This is a genomic window from Flavobacterium sp. R1_16, assembly GCF_057652095.1.
Genome location: NZ_JBYFCG010000001.1, coordinates 403,146 through 419,878 on the forward strand (window position 1 = coordinate 403,146; position 16,733 = coordinate 419,878).

The following is a 16,733-nucleotide window of genomic DNA, read 5'->3' on the forward strand; positions in this document are numbered from 1 at the left end:
TAAAGGATATATAAAAACAAGAAAGACCACTAAAAAGTGGTCTTTCTTGTTTTTATCATTTTGTGAGTTACCATTCGTTTACTTTATTGGCATCCATCTTTAAAAATATAAACAATAAAATAGTAAATCCCCATAAACCAGAACCACCATAAGAAAAGAACGGAAGCGGAACTCCAATAGTTGGGAATATACCAGCAACCATGGCTATATTTACAAAGAAGTGCATAAACAATATACTTGCAACACAGTATCCATAAACTCTACTAAATTTTGTTTTTTGCCTCTCTGCAAGGTATATGATTCTGAAAATTAAGCTTACAAATAAGCCTATAACAACCAGTGACCCTAGAAATCCCCATTCTTCACCAACAGTTGTAAAAATGTAATCCGTATGTTGTTCAGGTACAAAACCTCCTTTTGTTTGAGTACCTTCAAGAAACCCCTTGCCAAACCAGCCCCCAGAACCAATTGCAATTTCAGATTGATTGGTATTATATCCAATTCCTTTCATGTCAACTTCCTTGCCAAGTAAAATATTGAAACGATCGCGATGATGTTGCTTGAAAACATTATCAAAAACATAATCAACAGAAAATACAAATCCTGAAATTAAAACCAGTATGATAGCACTTGCTACAATATTTCTATCAACTAATCTACTCTTAAAATAAACTAAAGTGATGACAACCAAAGCAATCAAAATAACTACATAAGGTTTAAAAATTAATGAAAGTACAAACAATAGTACGGCGATAAATCCCGTCCAAAGATACCAAGGGGGTAAACCTTCTCTATATAAAACTAAAATGAACATGGTGTAAATTAATGCACTACCAGGGTCATGGGGAGCAATAAGAATAATGGGTAAAAAGATAATGGCTAAAGCTTGAATTTGTCGATAGACATCTTTTAAATTGACTTGAACGTCGCTGAGATATTTTGCCAGTGCTAGTGCTGTAGCCGCTTTTGCAAATTCGGCAGGTTGAATTCCAAAAGAACCAAACGAATACCAGTTTGCTTGTCCTTTGACAGTTTTACCAAAAACAAATAATCCTGCAAGTGAGAGTAGAGCGATTCCAAAAATTATTATCGAGAATTTTTCATAAAACTTTCCATCGGCAGAGAGAACTACAAATATTAAAGGTATACTTAGTATGATATACATAAACTGCTTTCCATAAAATTGAGTCATGTCAAAAATGGAATTGTCATCCGATAATGATAGTGAAGAGGAGTAAATATTTAACCAACCCATAACCACTAAAATGATATAGATGATAACACTTACCCAATCTAAATTATTGGTTACACTTTGATTCTTCATTTTACTAATTAGGTTTCTTTTGACTCACTTGAGTGGTGTCTATTTCTTTGGGTTTTTTTAGTATTAAACTATCGATTACTTTTTTACCACTATATTTTGCATATCGATCTTGTAAACTTCTTTCTAATGTTCTTTTTTCTAAATCTGTTCGTGTTATTTTATGTCTTAAATATTTTTCAATCATTAAACTGGCAATAGGTCCTGCAATAGTAGCTCCAAATCCACCATTTTCAACGAGAATCGCTATGGCAATTTTTGGATTATCCTTTGGCGCAAATGCAACAAATATAGAGTGATCCTCAAGTTTAGTTCTTTTCCCACCAATTTTTGCATAATTTTCAGCAGTTCCTGTTTTACCACATATATCAATTCCTTCAACCCGAAGAGCACTTGCTGTTCCAAAATTATACACATCAAATAAACCGCTTATCATAGGTGCAAAATACTTTTTGTCTATTGTAGCATAATGTTTAGTCTTGAATTTTTTATCAATTTGTTCTCCTTTGATTTTTTTAATGATGTGAGGAGTATAATAATATCCTTGATTAGCGACGGTTGCCATCATATTGGCAAGTTGAATAGGTGTCATTAAAACTTCTCCTTGTCCAATAGCATTAGATATAATTGTTTTACCACTATAACCCCAGCCAGGATACATTCTTTTATATGTTTTTGAAGTAGGGACTTTTCCTCTTTTTCCTGTTGGTAAATCGTATCCCATGAATTGTCCTAATCCAAAACTTTTTACATGATTGCTCCAGGCATCAACAGCATATGGTGTACTTACATATTTGCCTATTATACGTAGATAAACATTAGCAAAATAAGTATTACATGAATTATAAATTCCATTGTGCAATTGATGAGGTCCAGAGCCATGGCATTTCATAAAACGACCAGGGGCATAACTAAAACCGTGATGGCACATGTAGGTAGTTTGTTCATTAATTACCCCTTCTTGTAGGCCAATTAATCCAGTGAGTATCTTGAAAGGAGAACCAGGAGGATATTCTGCTAATAATCCTCTGTCAAACAATGGTTTAGCAATAGAATCATGATACAGCATGGTGTAATTTTTAGAACGCTGTCTTCCAACAAGAATTGCTGGATCATAGGAGGGAGCTGTTACTAGGGCCAATATTTCTCCCGTTTTTGGTTCTATGGCTACAATTCCTCCTCGTTTATTGACCATTAATTCTTCGCCATATTTCTGAAGTTCTGCATCAATAGTTAAATTAATATCTTCTCCTTGAACTGCAATGGTATCAAATTTTCCTTCTTTGTAGGAGCCAATTTCTCTATTAAATTTATCCTTAAGGATGTATTTAACCCCTTTAACTCCTCTAAGTATTTTTTCATAACTTTCTTCAACACCTTGTTTACCCAATAAATCTCCACTTTTGTAATAGGGATTTTTTTCAATAGTTTTTTCGCTTGCTTGAGTGATAAAACCAAAAATGTTTGCCCCAAATTTTACTTGGTAATCTCTCAATGATCTTTTTTGAATATAGAAACCTTGAAACTTTCTAATTTTTTCTTGAAAGGCAGCAAATTCTAGTTTGTTTAATTGAGGTAAAAAAACAGATGGCAGTCTTGGACTGTATACTTTTCCTTTTTCTACAATTCGGATATAGTCTTCTTTTGTAATATTCAATAAATGACAAAACTCTAAAGTGTCAATGTTTTTTAGCTCTTTAGGGATAAACATAATGTCATAAGACGGTTGGTTTGCCACTAAAAGAACCCCATTTCTGTCATATATATAGCCTCTTTCAGGATAATCATATTGAATTTTTATTGCGTTGTTTTCAGATTTTAATTTGAAAGAATCATCAATAATTTGCAAGTAAAAAAGCCTTAAGATTAGCAAAATAGTTGCTATGATAATAATGGTAGGCAATAATACTTTTCTCATCGTCTGTTAGGCTTGATAAGGTATATAATAATGACACAAAGAATAATTGTGAAAATTGTACTGAGGAAAGTTTTAAGTAGGATTTCCCATAAGAAATTTAATCTAAAAACTTCCAGTATAAACAAGGTAAAATGGTGAATTACAACCGCAATTAAAATGAATGAAAACCGTTCTGGAGTCAATACATCATTCAATTTTACGGTTTGGTATTCGTAACTTAAACCGAATGAGAATTTAAAAATATAAGGCCTGTAATAGGCTAATGCAATACATGAGGCAGCATGAACGCCTCCCGAATTACAAAACATATCCATGATAATTCCCAACATAAAACTTGCAAGTAAGATTCCGTATTTGTTACCATTTACAGGATACAAGATGATAAATAATATGTAAGGATACGGGTTAATATAACCCAAGAAATTCATATTGTTAAAAATGAGAATTTGTGCTGCCAGTAGCAAAATAAATCGGACACTATTTACCAATATAGCACTATTCATCTTCTCTTTTTTCTAAATTTTGTATTTCTTCACGGTCTTTACTTTTAATAATATAGACATGACCCAAGTTTGTCATATCATTAAAAAGTTTTACGTTTAATGTATAATAATTAGTCTTATTGTCAGTGTATATTTTGTCAATAGTACCAATTCCAATATTTTCTGGGAATATTACAGATTGCCCACCAGTGACAATTGTGTCACCTTTACGAACAGATGCTAATCTAGGAACGTCTATTAATTGAACAAATCCAGTACTCTTACCATTCCAAACTAATGAACCAAAATGATTTGATTTTTTGATTTTAGCATTTATCTGAGATTTTACATTCAAAATGCTAATTATGGTAGCATAATTTTTTGAAGTTTTATCTACAATTCCAATAATTCCAGAGCTATTAACAACGCCCATATCGGGTTTAACTCCCGCAGCTTCACCACTGTTGATGGTAATGTAATTTTCATAAACATTATAGGAATTGTGAATCACCTTGGAAACGATAATATCGGCCTTGTTAACTCCTTTGATAGTGTCAATTTTTGCAATAGAAGTGGTGTCTTTTGTATTGAAGATAATACTTTTAAGACGAGCATTTTCTTTAGCCAATTCTTCGTTTTGAACTTTTAAATTCAAGTACTCACTAACAGAATTAATTCTTTCGTAGATACCACCAGTAAAGAAGTTTGCTGATGTTATTATTTTGCTTCTATGATAAGAATGACTCTGAATAGTTAGCACTAATGATACACCCAAAAGCAGCAAAAACAGCAATCTATGGCTGTTTTTAAATATAAAATTAAATATTTGCTGCATTAATTAGTCCTATTATTTTATTAAAACACTTCTAAATTTTGGGATATTTTTAAGCGCCATTCCTGTTCCTCGAACTACTGCTCTTAATGGATCTTCTGCAATATAAACTGGCAAGTCTGTTTTTTGTGAAATTCTCTTATCAAGTCCTCTTAACATAGAACCTCCACCAGCTAAATAGATTCCAGTGTTGTAAATATCAGCCGCTAATTCAGGTGGTGTTTGAGATAAAGTTTCCATAACAGCATCTTCAATTCGCTGAATAGATTTGTCTAAAGCCTTAGCAATTTCTCTATAGGAAACATCAACTTGTTTTGGTTTACCAGTCAATAAATCACGACCTTGAACCGACATGTCGTCTGGTGGTGTTTCTAACTCTTCTAAAGCTGCACCAATTGTAATTTTTATTTTTTCAGCAGTACTTTCACCAACAAATAAATTGTGCTGAGTACGCATATAGTATACAATATCATTGGTAAAAACGTCACCGGCAATTTTTACTGATTTGTCACAAACAATTCCACCTAAGGCAATAACAGCAATTTCGGTTGTACCTCCTCCGATATCCACTATCATGTTTCCTTTAGGTTGCATAATATCTATTCCTATACCAATAGCAGCAGCCATAGGTTCGTGAATCAAATAGACTTCTTTTCCATTTACACGCTCACAAGATTCTTTTACAGCTCGCATTTCCACCTCAGTAATTCCAGAAGGAATACATACAATCATTCTAAGAGCAGGGGTAAACATTCGTTTTTTAAGAGCAGGAATGCTTTTGATGAACATGCTAATCATCTTTTCAGATGCGTCAAAATCAGCAATAACCCCATCTTTTAATGGTCTTATGGTTTTTATGTTTTCATGTGTTTTACCTTGCATCATATTTGCCTCTTTACCAACGGCAATTATTTTACCCGATATTCTATCACGAGCAACTATTGATGGACTATCAATGACAACTTTATCGTTGTGAATAATTAAAGTGTTTGCGGTACCAAGGTCTATTGCAATATCCTCGGTCATGAAATCAAAAAATCCCATACGATTTTTAAGGGTTTAAATAGTTATAAATTTTTAACGGACAAAGTTAAACAAATTAATGTTTAAAATGACGTGTTCCTGTAAATACCATTGCAACTTTATTTTCATTACAATAATTAATGCTTAATTCATCTTTTATAGAGCCTCCGGGTTGAATAACTGCTGTTATTCCAGCCCGTTTCGCTATTTCTACACAATCTGGGAAAGGAAAGAAAGCATCACTTGCCATCACTGCTCCGTTTAGGTCAAAGCCAAAAGTAGTTGCTTTTTCTATTGCCTGTAACAAGGCATCTACTCTTGAGGTTTGTCCGGTTCCAGAGCTAATTAATGTTTTGTTTTTTGCAAAAACAATCGTGTTCGATTTGGTGTTTTTACAAATTTTGGATGCAAATAACAAGTCTTCAATTTCCTCTTCAGTTGGTGACGTTATTGTAACGGTTTTTAAGTCTTGTTTAGTATCGGTTTTGTCATTTCTCTCTTGAACTAAAATACCATTTAAGCAAGTTCTCACTTGTTTATGTGGTAGCTCCACTTCATTTTGAATCAAAATAATTCTGTTTTTCTTTTCTGATAAAATGCTAATTGCTTCTTCATCATAACTCGGAGCGATTACTACTTCGCAAAACAATGTGTTAATTTCCTTTGCTGTGGCCACATCTATTTTTGTGTTAGCGATTAAAACGCCACCAAAAGCCGATGTAGGATCGCAGGCTAAAGCAGTTAAATAAGCTTCTTTTATAGAATTTCTAGTTGCTAATCCGCACGCATTGTTGTGTTTTAGAATAGCAAAAGTAGGATCTTCATTTTTGAATTCTAAAATCAAATTTACAGCAGCATCAACGTCTAATAAGTTATTATAGGATAATTCTTTACCATGCACTTTTTGGAACATAGCTTCAAAATCACCAAAGAAAAATCCTTTCTGATGAGGATTTTCACCATATCTTAAAGTTTGACCATTCGCAATACTGGTTTTTAGAATTGTGTCGTCAGTATTGAAATAATTAAAAATAGCGGTATCATAATGAGAAGAAACATGAAAGGCTTTTGTGGCCAATAATTTTCTGTTTTCTAGAGTTGTTGCACCATTTTGAGTAGAAATCAAATCTAATAGTAATTGGTATTCATCAACTGAAGCAACAATAACGGTATCTTTAAAGTTTTTTGCTGCTGCTCGAATTAAGGAAATACCTCCTATGTCAATTTTTTCTATTATTTCACTTTCAGAGGCTCCAGATTGTACTGTTTTTTCAAAAGGATATAAATCGACGATGACTAAATCAATTTGTGGAATTTGGAATTCTTCCATTTGCTGTACATCAGTTTCATTATCCTGACGATTTAGGATTCCTCCAAAAATTTTAGGATGTAATGTTTTTACTCTTCCACCAAGAATAGAAGGATACGAGGTAATATCTTCTACAGCAACCACAGGAATACCAAGATTTTTAATAAAATCTTCTGTGCCTCCAGTAGAGTAAAGGGTTACATTTTGTTCGTGTAGTTTGCGAACAATTGGCTCTAATCCGTCTTTGGAAAAGACCGAAATTAGGGCGGATTGGATGGTTTTTGTTGTGCTCATTTGTAGTTGTGTTGTGCCTATCTCCCGACAGGAAAGTTTGAAAGTGCAAAAGTAAATTTTTAAATATAAAATTCAATCTATTTCTGTAACAATATTTTGAAGAAGAATACTAATCAACAAGTTGAATTTTGTTAGGTTTTTGGATAAAAAATAATGAAATTTACTTCAATTAATCTTCATTTAATTATGGTCGTTTATTTCCGATTGCTCAAGGAGAGTTTTGGCTTTGCAATGAATGCTTTGCGAACAAACAAGTTAAGAACTTTACTTTCTTTATTGGGTGTTACAATTGGAATTTTCTCAATTATTGCTGTTCTAGCTGCCGTAGATTCCTTGGATAGAAAGATTAAGAAAGACTTGAGTAGTTTAGATAAAAACACCATTTATTTATTGAAATTCTCTTTTGGACCAACAGAAATTCCTCAATGGAAGAGGGAACAGTTTCCAAATGTAACCTATGAAGAATACCAATATTTAAAAAGTTCCATGAATGGTGCCGAAAATTTGTGTTATCAATTATTTACAAAAAGAGAAAATATAAAATTTGAATCACAAACCGTTAGTGATTTAAATATAGTTCCAGTTTCTTCAGAATTTGATGATATTCAAAAATTAGATTTTCAAGAAGGAAGATTTTATAATGAAGCTGAATCTATTTCGGGAGCTTCAGTAATTGTTTTAGGTTATGACGTTGCACAAAATTTATTTCAAAATTACCAACCTATAGGTCAAAAAGTTCGATTATATGGACAAAATTTCACGGTTATTGGAGTGTTGAAAAAGCAAGGTTCTGGATTTTTCGGAGATAGTAATGATACGTCTGTATTTATACCGTCTAATTTTTTAAGAAGAACCTACGGAGACAATGTAGATTTTATGACACCCGTTATTATTTTGAAACCAAAAAAAGATGTTGATATTGATGCTTTTAAAGCCGAGTTGACCCAAAAACTTAGAAATTACCGCGGAGTAAAGACAGGTGACATTGACAATTTTTTTATCAATGTGCTTTCGGGTTTTACAGACTTTTTAGACGGAATCATTAGTCAAATGAATGTTGTTGGATGGATAATTGCAGGATTTTCATTATTAGTGGGTGGTTTTGGAATTGCAAATATTATGTTTGTTTCAGTAAAAGAGCGAACAAATCTCATAGGTATTCAAAAATCGTTAGGAGCTAAAAACAAGTTTATTTTATTGCAGTTTTTATTTGAAGCAGTTATCCTTTCAGTAATTGGTGGAATTATTGGATTGTTTTTAGTTTGGATTATTTCCATAGTATTAACCAAAGCTCTGGATTTTGACTTTTTTCTAAGCTTAGGAAATATGATTCTAGGAACTACTTTGGCAGCGGTAATTGGATTAATTTCTGGAATAGTACCCGCAATTTCAGCTTCAAGATTAGATCCAGTGGAAGCTATCAGGACAGGGATGTAATTGTTTGTTCTAATAAAAAACAAAAAATCCTGATTTCTCAGGATTTTAATTTATCTAATTTCGTTATTTTCGATTAAGTCAATAAACAAATTGATTTTGTCTTTTAATTCCTTTCTTGGAGTTATAAAGTCAAGGAAACCATGATCTAAAACGAATTCTGCAGTTTGAAAACCTTCTGGTAAATCTTTTCCAGTGGTGTCTTTAACAACGCGAGGACCCGCAAAACCAATTAGAGCTCCTGGTTCAGAAATGTTTACATCACCTAACATAGCATAGGAGGCTGTTGTTCCTCCAGTTGTTGGGTCAGTACATAAAGAAATATAAGGAATTTTTGCGTCGGCTAGTTGTGCTAATTTTGCAGCTGTTTTTGCTAATTGCATTAATGAGTAAGCTGCTTCCATCATTCTAGCTCCTCCAGATTTTGAAATCATTAGGAAAGGAACTCTATTTTTGATAGAATAATCAATTCCACGAGCAATTTTTTCTCCAACAACGGCTCCCATAGAACCTCCAATAAAGGCAAAATCCATACAACAAACTACTAAGTCTTTTCCTTTAGATTTTCCTACAGCAGTTCTAACGGCATCTTTAAGTTTGGTTTTTTCCATCGCTTCCTTCAGTCGGTCAGAATACTTCTTAGTATCAACAAAATTCAAAGTATCCTTAGAAGTCATTTTTGCATCTAACTCTTTGAATTCATTATTGTCGAATAAGATTTCGAAATATTCTTTACTGCCAATTCGCACATGAAAGTCATCCTCAGGACTAACCCAAAGATTTCGGGCTAATTCGTCGGCATCAATTATTTTTCCTGTAGGCGATTTGTACCAAAGTCCTTTAGGAACATCCTTTTTGTCCTCGGTAGCGGTAGTAATTCCTTTTTCTGTTCGTTTAAACCAAGCCATAGTTAATTGTATAATGTAAAGATGTAAATTGTATAATGTAATCTGTTTTTACACTATACAATTTACACTATACAGTTTTTATAATGTATTAACGTTATTCAAATCAGCAAACGCTTCTTCTAATCTTTTAATAAAAGTTACTTCTCCTTCACGAATCCATTTTCTTGGATCATAGTGTTTTTTGTTAGGAGAATCAGGACCATCAGGACTTCCAATTTGTGTTCTCAAATAGTCAATATTTTTAACCATGTAGTCACGAATTCCTTCAGTAAATGCAAATTGTAAATCAGTATCGATATTCATTTTGATAACTCCATATCCTATTGCTTCTCTAATTTCTTCTACCGTTGAACCTGAACCACCATGGAAAACGAAATCAACTGGATTGTGTCCTGTATTGAATTTATTTTGAACATAATCTTGAGAATTTTTCAAAATTTTTGGTGTTAATTTTACATTTCCTGGTTTGTAAACCCCGTGAACGTTCCCAAAAGAAGCAGCGATTGTAAATCGAGGACTCACTTTTGATAATTCTTCATAAGCGTAAGAAACTTCAGAAGGTTGAGTGTATAGTTTTGAACTATCTACATCAGAATTGTCAACTCCATCTTCTTCTCCACCAGTAATTCCAAGTTCGATTTCTAATGTCATCCCCATTTTACTCATTCGAGACAAATATTCTTTACAAATTTCAATATTTTCTTCAATAGGCTCTTCTGATAAGTCAATCATGTGAGAACTGAATAGAGGTTTTCCTGTTTCAGCAAAGTGTTTTTCGCTAGCATCTAATAAACCATCTATCCAAGGTAAAAGTTTTTTTGCACAATGGTCTGTATGTAAAATAACAGTTGCTCCATAAGCTTCTGCAAGAGTGTGAACATGTTTTGCACCAGCAATCGCACCAGCAATCGCAGATTTTTCATTAGCATTAGACAACCCTTTTCCAGCATTGAACTGAGCACCACCATTAGAAAATTGAATAATAACGGGAGCTTTAAGTTTTGCAGCGGTTTCAAGAACACCATTAATAGTGCTTGATCCAATTACGTTTACTGCAGGAAGAGCAAATCCTTTTTCTTTTGCATAGTTGAAAATTTCTTGAACTTGGTCGCCAGTTGCAACGCCAGGTTTAATGTTATGAGCCATTGTGTTTGTTTTTTAGAATTAAAAAATTTTAGTGCACAAAAATAATAATTTATAAATTTAGAAAGGATAATTTATTCCAATATTTAGTACTGCACCATTAAAATTATAATCTTTAAACCATTTTTTGCCTGAATCATTGGAAGGGACGTAGGTTTTAAAACCAAAATCAATTCGAACCACAAAAAAATCAAAATCATACCTGAAACCCATACCAGAGCCAATAGCCGAATCTTTTAGAGAAGAAAGTCCTGTGAATACTGCCTTTTCATCTGTTACATTGTCTAATACGTTCCAGATATTTCCTGCATCGATGAATAGGGCGCCATTAAATTGTCCAAAGAAATTGAAACGAAATTCTGCGCTTGCAGCAATTTTTAAGTTGGCTTCATTATAGTCGTTAAATGCTGAAACTCTTCCTGGTCCGAGAGAGTAGGGTTGCCAAGCTCTATTGTCATTGGAACCTCCAGCAAAATAACTTCTGGAAAAAGGAACGCTCGTAGAGTTTCCGTAAGGGATGGCTACACCAACAAAACTCCTGAAGGCTAAAACTTTATTTCTTTTCAAATCCCAGTGTTTGATGTACTCTAATTCGGCTTTGACATATTGTGAGTAGGCAACGCCAAAAATTTCTTCGCTTTGGTTTTGACTGTTGATTTGTTTTGAGGTTTTGGTTATGAGTGATAAAAAGTTACCAGCAGATTCAACTTTTGATTTAAATCCATAGTAGGTTTCATCTTTAATATCGTTTTTAGTTGTTTTTGAAAAAGAAAAATTACTTGCAAATATTAAATTGTTTTCAGTTAGTCGTATCTTTCTTTCGTTGATGTTATTAATTTCTTTTTTGTCCTCTGCACTTACACTTAAGGAAGAGTTTGGATTTAAAACATCATTAATAAAACCATCTGTTCCGCTTTCTATGATTAGATTTTTATTACCATCAAAATAAGCTGTGTTGGCATCAGGATAAGATTTTGCCAGTTCATTTAAGGCGTTATAAGATGAATTGTAAACGTTGAAGTAATTACTAGTGTTTAGATTTTTGATGTACTGAACATTGAGCAAATCAAATTTGGTTGAGGTGTTTCTTTTTGGTGTCCAATTGTAAGAAAAGATGGTTGTGAAATTTTCCTTATCCAATCCAATATTGGTTTGTTTTGCATACCCTGAACTTAGAACTGTCGAGGGAATCATACTTTTAGGGATAATTCTCTCCGTGTTGAAAAACATAAATATTCTTGGGAAATGTAGTTTTAAGTCTAAACCATATTCAAGAACATTAAAAAAATTATCACTGGGATTTGCTAAATTTTTTGACGAACCAATATTTCCTCTGGCGGCAATATCAAAAGTTTCGGCTCCATTGAAAACATTTCTTATAGAGAGAGTGCTTGTACCTAAAATTCCAAATTCCTGAATGTTTGAGTGTGTCAAATCTAATGAGGAAACTAGGCTGTATTTTTTTCTTTGTGTTAAATAAATATTTGCTATCAGAGAGTTTTGTGTACTATCTTTTGGGTCTAAATCGTATTGAATAGTAGGGTAATTAAAGACTCTTAAGTTAGTTAAATACCTCGAGGTTAGTGTTGTTTTATAATCAGAAAACAGACCTTCTTTGGTTATAAAAACCGCATTTGTAATGGCTTTCGGTTTGTATTTTAGTTTTCCTTGACTGAATAGATTAAAGTTGTTGTAAGTTACTTTTATAGAATCTTTTTTTTCTTGTTTGATTTGGTTGGGAGTGTAATCAGTATGAATATTTACATCACTAATTTTGTATAACTTAAAAGGTTTTGTTTTTGAAGTATCACCTTCGCGATATTCATAATCACTAATTTTCATATGGACACCCACTTTGTTCTTTTTATTTATGGTATCTATATCAAAACTAATATAGTTTTGCTGAAAAAGGTAAGCGCCGTTGTTTCTAAAATGGGAAGTGATTCGGCTAATTTCTGCATTGAAATTTTCTGTTTTGTATTGATTTCCAATTTTAATTTCTGTATTCGATTTCCTCGTCTGATACAAGGAGTCCAAAGCAGGTGATAGAATAGTAGTTTTTAATGAATCTATAAAAAATGCATTTCCTGTAGTTACAGTATATTTGATTTTTGCTTTTTTGGCACTTACAGAATCAATTTTAAAACAGCTTTCGGTGTTAAAATAACCATTATTAAAATAATAGGATTTTAATCGTAGCGATGATTTTTCGGTACTTTTTTTGTCAATAATACTTGGTGGCTCACCTGATTTTTCTAAGAAATCGTGAATTCCAGTATACCAAAAAGATTCTCCAAGTCTGTTCACTTGTTTTGCAGAAAGCCATTTGGATTTTTGTTTGTATTTTTCAGGATGTTTGGTAAATTTTGCTTTGTAAATAGAATCATGCTTCGTGTTAGCTAGATTATATAAATTAAGTCTAAGATGATAGCCTAAAATGTTTGTATTGGGTTTTTGATACAATTGGCTGGTGACAATCTCTGATGCTTCATTTTTACCATTAACTACAATTTCATTCTTGGTTAAAAGTTTTTTTCCGTTAGGAACTTTTTTTTCTAATGCACATGAGTACACAAGTATTCCAATTAGAATAAATAATGATATTTTTGTAATGCTGTTTCTCAAAGGTTGTGAAATATTTAATTCAAAAGTACATTATTTCTATGGTTAGTAAAAACCAAATAAAATTAATAACTAGTTTGCAACAAAAAAAGTACCGTTCTATCGAAAAATTATTTTTTGCCGAAGGTGTAAAAGTAATTCAGGAACTATTGCAATCCAATTTTGAATTAGAACATTTGTTCACTACACAAAATGATTTTGATGAAATTTCAGTTTCGAGAAAAACAATTATAAGCGATAGCGATTTAAAAAAAATAAGCGCCTTGACAACACCCAATACTTGTTTGGCACTTTTTAAAATTCCTAAATCAAAAAATATTCTTCAAAAAGGATTAATTGTAGCACTTGATGCTATTCGAGATCCTGGAAACTTAGGAACTATAATTCGTTTGTGTGATTGGTTTGGAGTAGAAAATTTAGTTTGCTCTTCCACAACGGTTGATGTCTATAATCCAAAAGTAGTTCAAGCCACTATGGGTTCAATAGCTAGGGTTAATGTAAATTATGTAGACTTGAATGAGTTTATAAAAACGACCAAGCTTCCTGTTTTCGGCACTTTTATGGATGGTGCTACTATTTATAAAGAAAAACTTCCTAAAGAGGGAATTGTAATTTTAGGCAACGAAGCCAATGGTATTTCTAAGGAAATTGAAGCCAAGTGCTTGAATCGGTTGTCAATTCCTCGATTTGGCGATAGGATGCAAACCGAAAGTTTGAATGTTGCAACAGCTGCTGCAATTATCTTAAGTGAATTTAGAAGAGTGGAGTTTTGAATTAGTGGAACGTAAAGTTTATTAAAACAGCCCGAGTTTTCATAGATTGAATATTCCCTGTCCAAGGACTATTTGGGTCATTGTCTCGAATTAATTCATCGCCAATCCCAAAGACGCCACGTATTGATGGTGAAAATTTGAAATATTCTAAATACAAATCAACACCAAAACCTAATTCATAATTTTTTGTCCAATTCTTTACTCTAAAACGTTGCTGGTAATTATCATCCAATGATTTAGAATTACTTGATAAATTTAGGGTTGTCGAAAAACCACCAACCAAGTAAGGTCTTACATTTCCTGTTCGTAACGAAGAAAATTTTAACAACAATGGAAAATGGATGTAAGTCGCACTAACTTCTCTAAGAGCATCAATAGGTTTGGTTTGCTCGGGGAAAGTGAGATTTCTTTGAGTATAATACAATCCAGGTTCAAATCTCAAATTGATGTACTCTTGTAGTCTCAAATCTCCAACTAATCCAACATTAAAACCTATTGTTCTATCCGCTAAAATATCTGGAGCTACTTTTTTGTATTCAAATTTGTAATCGTAGGAATTAAATCCTAGGAAATAGCCCCAATATACTCGTTGTTTATCAAAATTTTCGTTGTTAAGAATTGGGTCTTTGCTGAATGTGCTCTTGGGGAATTGGGCATACAGAGTGAAGACAAAAAGGAATAAAATCGATGAAAATATTTTTTTCATATGGATGCGAAATAATTTCGAAACTATTTTTTTGATGCTGAATAAATAGTTGCCACACCAAAAGTTTGAGGCATATCTACAACGTTAATAAACCCAATTTTCTTCAAAATATTGTTTAATGCTTCCCCAAATGGAAAAACCGATGCTGATTCTGACAAATAGCCATAAGCGACACTATCTTTTGAGAATAGTTTTCCTATTACTGGAAGAATATATTTGGTGTAGAAAACATATCCTTGTTTGTAAGGTGATTTTGTGGGATTTGAGGTCTCTAAAATTACAAAAGTTCCATTTGGTTTTAAAACTCTGAGAATTTCAGCGAGTCCTTTCTCTAGATTTTCAAAATTTCTAATGCCAAATGCTACAGTTATTGCGTCAAAAGTGTTGTCTTCAAAGGGCATTTTTTCAGAATCACCCACAATCATTTCTATTTTTTGAGAAAGTTTTCTAGCAGCTATTTTTTGTTTGCCTATTTCAAGCATTCCTACCGATATATCTAATCCAATAATTTTTTCAGCATTGGTTTCGGCCATTAAGATGGCTAAATCTCCAGTTCCTGTGGCTATATCTAAAATTGTTTTTGGATTTGAATTTTTAACCATTTGGAGTACTTTTTTTCTCCATTTAACATCAATACCAAAAGAGATAATCCGATTCAATCCATCATAGTTGCCAGAAATAGTATCAAACATTTGAGTAACTTGTTCTTTCTTACTCAAAGAGGATTCTTTATAAGGTGTTACGTTTTTTGACATTTCAATTTTTTGCAAATATACTATAATCTGCATAATAGTGGACGTTTAAAATTATGAGTTAAAAGATTTAGCCTGCTAAATTTTTTTATTCTCACTAATTTTAGTGATATAAAAATCACTAGATGTAGTGATTGTTTAGGAGAATTATATTATTCAATTTTACATCGTATTTCAATAAATAACATTTGCATTATGTTATCAAGAATTTTAATAGCCGAATTCAAATGGATATTGCTCGCCTTTATCCTTTCATTTGTTCTTGTAAGCATTATCAACATCACAACCCCTCTTACAGATAGTACTATTGAAATACACAAGACGTTCTTTGGTTTAAATTTATTTTTGGAAATTTTAGTTTTTTCCGCCTTTAGTACCTTTGTGGTATTTGGTATTAAAGGCTTTTTTGAGAGTTATTCTCACAAGTTTGCCAACGTTATTATTTTATCTACGGGTATAATTTTGGCGTTGGTTATTTTTATACTAGCCTATCAAATTTTGCTTTAAGACTCGGCTATTTTTCTTGAAGCATTAATTAAAAACATCCCGATAAGGGATGTTTTTTTATTTTCTAACAAAAGTTTGATAACAGAAATCGTATTGATGATTTTCATCTTTTGAATGAAATTCTTCTTGTTCTAATTCCCATTGATCTGGATCTATTTCAGGGAAAAAAGTATCTGCCTCAAAAGTTTCGGCAATGCGTGTAAGTTCAATTTTATCTGCATGATGAATACCGATTCTGTAAATTTCTCCTCCGCCAATGATGAAAACATTTTTGTCTTTTGGTACTATTTCGAGGGCTTTTTCCATACTATCCACAACAATACAACCTTCTGGAGAATAATCATCTTGGCGGCTAATAACGATGTGCGTCCTGTTTGGTAAGGGTTTAGGAAAACTTTCGAACGTTTTTCTTCCCATGATGATATGATGCCCAGTTGTAAGCGCCTTGAATCTTTTAAAATCATTAGGTAAATGCCAAACGAGTTGATTGTTTTTCCCTAAAGCATTATTTTGTGCTGCAGCTGCAATTAGAATAATCATTACGAATTTTCTTTTAAGTTGATTTGACCTTATAGGGGATTCGTAACAAAATTACATTTTAATCTCTAAAAAATAGAGTTATTTTTATTGGTGTTTTTTTGTAATTTTAAAGCACAAAATCGAAGTATGAAATCGCCACTAACAATAAGTTTGTTGCAAACAAGCACCG

General features: G+C 32.5%; 14 protein-coding genes. 2 read left to right on the plus strand and 12 right to left on the minus strand.

The genetic code is table 11. The features are described from left to right. Window positions 1-67: 67 nt before the first annotated feature. From rodA to purH, 6 genes are read right to left on the minus strand one after another with little or no spacing between them, the layout of a single operon-like run. The gene (gene rodA, locus AC23L6_RS01760; protein ID WP_487560577.1) at window positions 68-1,324 is read right to left on the minus strand and encodes a rod shape-determining protein RodA; all 1,257 of its coding nucleotides are present in this window, start codon (window positions 1,322-1,324) and stop codon (window positions 68-70) included. 4 nt (window positions 1,325-1,328) lie between these two features. After that, window positions 1,329-3,239 carry a penicillin-binding protein 2 gene (gene mrdA, locus AC23L6_RS01765; RefSeq protein ID WP_487560578.1) on the minus strand — a complete coding sequence of 637 codons (1,911 nt, stop codon included), beginning with the start codon at window positions 3,237-3,239 and terminating at the stop codon, window positions 1,329-1,331. Beyond that, window positions 3,236-3,742: a rod shape-determining protein MreD gene (locus AC23L6_RS01770; protein WP_487560579.1), complete on the minus strand. Its 507-nt coding sequence runs from the start codon at window positions 3,740-3,742 to the stop codon at window positions 3,236-3,238. Before AC23L6_RS01770 ends, mrdA begins: the two co-directional genes overlap by 4 nt. Further along, a complete protein-coding gene (gene mreC / locus AC23L6_RS01775; RefSeq protein WP_487560580.1) occupies window positions 3,735-4,556 on the minus strand; it encodes a rod shape-determining protein MreC in 822 nt (273 codons plus the stop codon). The genes AC23L6_RS01770 and mreC overlap by 8 nt, the downstream gene beginning before the upstream one ends. Before the next feature lie 12 nt (window positions 4,557-4,568). Continuing rightward, window positions 4,569-5,597, minus strand: a complete 1,029-nt coding sequence (locus AC23L6_RS01780; RefSeq protein WP_487560581.1) for a rod shape-determining protein — start codon at window positions 5,595-5,597, stop codon at window positions 4,569-4,571. Window positions 5,598-5,652: 55 nt separating this feature from the next. Beyond that, entirely contained in the window at window positions 5,653-7,179 is a 1,527-nt protein-coding gene (gene purH, locus AC23L6_RS01785; RefSeq protein ID WP_487560582.1) for a bifunctional phosphoribosylaminoimidazolecarboxamide formyltransferase/IMP cyclohydrolase, read from the minus strand. Window positions 7,180-7,365: 186 nt separating this feature from the next. Here purH and AC23L6_RS01790 point away from each other — a divergent pair, with 186 nt between their 5' ends. Then, the gene (locus AC23L6_RS01790) at window positions 7,366-8,616 is read left to right on the plus strand and encodes an ABC transporter permease (RefSeq protein ID WP_487560883.1); all 1,251 of its coding nucleotides are present in this window, start codon (window positions 7,366-7,368) and stop codon (window positions 8,614-8,616) included. A 50-nt stretch (window positions 8,617-8,666) separates the two neighbouring features. On the opposite strand, the gene accD is transcribed toward AC23L6_RS01790, so the two are convergent. The 3 genes from accD to tamL all read right to left on the minus strand — a co-directional run bounded on the left by accD (window position 8,667) and on the right by tamL (window position 13,289). Beyond that, window positions 8,667-9,521, minus strand: a complete 855-nt coding sequence (gene accD / locus AC23L6_RS01795; protein WP_487560583.1) for an acetyl-CoA carboxylase, carboxyltransferase subunit beta — start codon at window positions 9,519-9,521, stop codon at window positions 8,667-8,669. 78 nt (window positions 9,522-9,599) lie between these two features. Beyond that, a complete protein-coding gene (gene fbaA, locus AC23L6_RS01800; RefSeq protein ID WP_487560584.1) occupies window positions 9,600-10,667 on the minus strand; it encodes a class II fructose-bisphosphate aldolase in 1,068 nt (355 codons plus the stop codon). Between the two features lie 57 nt (window positions 10,668-10,724). Then, window positions 10,725-13,289, minus strand: coding sequence for a translocation and assembly module lipoprotein TamL (gene tamL / locus AC23L6_RS01805; protein WP_487560585.1), 2,565 nt, complete (start codon window positions 13,287-13,289; stop codon window positions 10,725-10,727). A gap of 38 nt (window positions 13,290-13,327) precedes the next feature. On the opposite strand from tamL, the gene AC23L6_RS01810 reads away from it, so the two are divergent. Beyond that, a complete protein-coding gene (locus AC23L6_RS01810) occupies window positions 13,328-14,059 on the plus strand; it encodes a TrmH family RNA methyltransferase (protein WP_487560586.1) in 732 nt (243 codons plus the stop codon). Between the two features lies 1 nt (window position 14,060). On the opposite strand, the gene porT is transcribed toward AC23L6_RS01810, so the two are convergent. The 3 genes from porT to AC23L6_RS01825 form a co-directional block, all read right to left on the minus strand. Next, a complete protein-coding gene (gene porT, locus AC23L6_RS01815; RefSeq protein ID WP_487560587.1) occupies window positions 14,061-14,765 on the minus strand; it encodes a type IX secretion/gliding motility protein PorT/SprT in 705 nt (234 codons plus the stop codon). 23 nt (window positions 14,766-14,788) lie between these two features. Further along, on the minus strand, window positions 14,789-15,520 hold the full coding sequence (ubiE, locus tag AC23L6_RS01820) for a bifunctional demethylmenaquinone methyltransferase/2-methoxy-6-polyprenyl-1,4-benzoquinol methylase UbiE (RefSeq protein WP_487560588.1): 732 nt from the start codon (window positions 15,518-15,520) through the stop codon (window positions 14,789-14,791). Between the two features lie 561 nt (window positions 15,521-16,081). Then, window positions 16,082-16,564: a dihydrofolate reductase gene (locus tag AC23L6_RS01825; protein ID WP_487560589.1), complete on the minus strand. Its 483-nt coding sequence runs from the start codon at window positions 16,562-16,564 to the stop codon at window positions 16,082-16,084. Window positions 16,565-16,733 lie beyond the last annotated feature (169 nt).